The 3,350-nt window shown below is 66.5% G+C and carries 3 protein-coding genes; 2 read left to right on the plus strand and 1 reads right to left on the minus strand.

The annotated features are described in order from the left end of the window. Positions 1-23 precede the first annotated feature (23 nt). On the plus strand, positions 24-1,775 hold the full coding sequence (locus ACIPIA_RS12810; RefSeq protein ID WP_400510109.1) for a methyl-accepting chemotaxis protein: 1,752 nt from the start codon (positions 24-26) through the stop codon (positions 1,773-1,775). Between the two features lie 121 nt (positions 1,776-1,896). Continuing rightward, positions 1,897-2,406, plus strand: coding sequence for a xanthine phosphoribosyltransferase (gene gpt / locus ACIPIA_RS12815; protein ID WP_400510105.1), 510 nt, complete (start codon positions 1,897-1,899; stop codon positions 2,404-2,406). Positions 2,407-2,422: 16 nt separating this feature from the next. Here the strand turns inward: gpt and ACIPIA_RS12820 are convergent. Further along, positions 2,423-3,350, minus strand: a 928-nt coding sequence (locus ACIPIA_RS12820) for a DMT family transporter (protein ID WP_400510107.1), incomplete at its 5' end; no start/stop codon positions are given.

The raw sequence follows: 3,350 nt of genomic DNA on the forward strand, positions 1-3,350 counted from the left end.
ATACCGCGGGGCAACTGGAGGCGATCAGCCGATCGCAGGCGGTCATCGAATTCGATCTTGATGGCAAGATACTGGACGCAAACGAGAATTTTCTTGCGACACTGGGTTACACGCTGGCCGAAATCAAAGGTCAGCATCACAGCATGTTCGTGACGCCCGAAGAAAGGAACAGTGCGGGCTACAAGCAGTTCTGGGCGGATCTCGGGCGTGGACAGTTCTCGCGCGGGCAATACCTGCGTGTCAGCAAGACCGGCCAGGAAGTCTGGATCCAGGCGAGCTACAATCCGATCATGGGCGCGGCTGGCAAGCCGGTGAGCGTGATCAAATATGCGTTCGACGTCACCGAGCAGAAGAACCGGCTCGCCGATCTCGAGGGACAGCGCGCCGCGATCGACAAGGCGCAGGCCGTGATCGAGTTCGATCTTGCCGGCAAGATCCTGCATGCGAACGAGAATTTCCTGAGCGTTCTCGGTTACGACCTTGCCGAGATCGTGGGCCAGCATCACCGCATGTTCGTCGACCCCGTCGAGCGGGAATCGGCGGCCTATCGCACATTCTGGGATCGCCTCGGCCGCGGAGAATATGACGCCGGGCAGTACCGCCGCATCGGCAAGGGCGGCAAGGAAGTCTGGATCCAGGCGAGCTACAACCCGATCCTCAACGCGCAGGGGCGGCCATACAAGGTCGTGAAGTTCGCCGCCGACATAACCGCGACCTTCAAGGGCAAGCAGCTCGAAGCTGCGGTGAAGGAGACGAGCGAAGTGATTGCGCTCGCCAAGGGCAAGGACCTGACCGGCCGCGTACCGCTGGACGGCAAGAGCGGGGAGGTGGCCACGCTCTGCACCGGCGTCAACGACCTGCTGGACACGCTGGCGGATCTGGTCGGTTCCGTGCGGGATATCTCGTCGCGCATCGATGGCGCGTCGCTGAAGATTACCTCCGACAGCCAGCAACTGGCCGAGCGCACCGAGGCCAATGCTGCGAGCCTGCAGCAGACGGCAGCGACGACGGAGGAACTCGCGGCTTCGGTCAAGCACAGCGCCGGAAATTCGAAGATGGCAGTGCAGCTCGGCAAAGAGGCAAGCGAGGTCGCGGCGCGCGGCGGCGCCATCGTCACCGAGGCGGTCGAGGCCATGGGGCGGATCGAGAAGGCGTCGTCGGGCATCTCGGAGATCATCTCGATGATCGATGAGATCGCCTTCCAGACCAATCTGCTGGCGCTCAATGCCGCGGTCGAGGCGGCGCGGGCCGGCGAGGCGGGGCGCGGCTTTGCCGTGGTCGCGACCGAGGTGCGGGCGCTTGCTGCCCGTTGCAGCGAATCCGCCAATGGCGTCAAGGCGTTGATCGCGAATTCTGCGCAGCAGATTCAAGCTGGCGTCGGCCTCGTCAAGGATGCCGGCACGACGTTGCGCGAGATCGTGGAGGCAGCCTCGAAAGTCGCTTCGACCGTCAGCGAGATCTCGCAGGCGACCACCGAGCAGGCCAATGGCATCGATGAGATGGCCCGCACGGTTGCGCATATGGACGAGATCACGCAGCAGAATTCGCTGCTCGCCGAACAGAGCGCGCGCGTCGCCCGCGATCTCCAGCAGGAGACCGAGCAACTGAGCACGATGGCTGCTTCCTTCCGGCTCGGGGGCGAGCACGCGAAGCCCGCCATGCAGCCGGTCCGCATGGCGGGGCCTGCCCTGCGCGCCGTGCCTTCGGCGGTGCCGGTCCCGCGCGGCCGCAAGGTTGCGTCCGGCGGGGGAGCGGATGGCTGGGCCGAGTTCTGACCCGGAAACACCGGCCTCGGCTGGGGATGTTCGGCGCGTGCCTCTTGTCAGGCGCGCGCCGATAGGCTTTTCCGACTGAACCGGCGCTTCCCGCGCCGCGACCAGCCCGGAGTACAGCGCCATGGCCGAACCGTCCTCGAACAAGGCTTTCCCGGTTTCCTGGGATCAGTTTCACCGCGACGCCCGCGCGCTCGCCTGGCGCCTCGCCGAGAAGGGGCCCTTCGAGGCCATGGTCTGCATCACCCGTGGCGGCTTGGTGCCGGCGGCGATCATCTGCCGCGAACTCGGCCTGCGCATGATCGAGACGGTCTGCGTCGCGAGCTATCACGATTATCGCAACCAGTCCGAGCTCAGGGTGCTGAAGGACATCGCGCCGAACATCAAGGCGATCGGTGACGGCAAGGGCAAGGGCGTCCTGGTCGTCGACGACCTGACCGACACCGGCAAGACGGCGCGCGTCGTCCGCGAGATGCTGCCGAACGCGCATTTCGCCACTGTCTATGCCAAGCCGGCCGGGGTGCCGACGGTCGATACGTTCGTCACCGAGGTCAGCCAGGACACCTGGATCTACTTCCCCTGGGACATGGGCCTGTCCTATGTGGAGCCGATCGCCAAGGGGCATCAGGGCTGAGAGGCGCCCCGGCCGCTCAGCCGACGGAGGGCGAGCGGAAGGCCACCAGCATGCCCGTGACCACCACGGCCATGCCGATGAGTTCCATCGATGTGGGGCTCTCCGCCAGCAGCAGGGCGCTGGCGGCCGCGGTCACGACCGGCACGAGGGGCAGGAACAACGTCGCCTTCGCCGCACCGAGCGTCGCGACGGTGCGGGCATAGAGGTACAATGCGACCACGCCGACAAGCACGCCCTGATAGAGGGCCTGCAGCAGCAGTTCGGCAAAAGGCGCCTGTGCCATATGGACCGGCAGCACGAGGGCGACGATCACCAGCAGCGGCACCGACAGCAGGCACGACGCGGCCGTGACTTCGAGCGAGCTCACGCCCCAGCGCTTGGCCAGCAGGCCGAAGATCGACCAGAGGCACGCGATCAGCACGAAAAGCAGGTCGCCGATCCAGGCATCGGGCCGCGACGGCGCCGCCGCGAGCGCGTCCCGCGAGAAGATGCCGATGCCCAGCACGATGATGGCGAGGCCGGCGAGGCGCATGCGCCCGGCGCGCTCGCCCGTGACCAGGAAGACGAACAGGGCCGTGAAAACCGGGATCAGGCCGGGCGAGATGATCGACGAATGCAGGGCTGGCGCGAAATGGGCGCCGCCGACCAGCAGCAGGCTGTAGAGCGGGCCGATCAGCAGCGCCATCATCCAGGCGCGCCGCCAGCCGAGCGTCCCGACCGGGAAGGGCCGCATGTGCCGGAGCGCCCAGGGCAGCAGCACTGCGGCAGCCGAGACGAAGCGCAGGATCGTGACGTCGGCCGGTGTCAGGTCGATCAGCATCGCGTGCCGCGAGACCACCGACTGGACGCCCCAGATCACCGAAGTCAGCAACCCGCAGAGGAGGCCGAGCCATTGTACGCGGGTGGTCATGTCGAGGCGGCCTTGTGCAGAACGGGCGGTGCGG

This window comes from Allobosea sp. CER48, from assembly GCF_044752385.1.
In the GTDB taxonomy this organism is placed as follows: domain Bacteria; phylum Pseudomonadota; class Alphaproteobacteria; order Rhizobiales; family Beijerinckiaceae; genus Allobosea.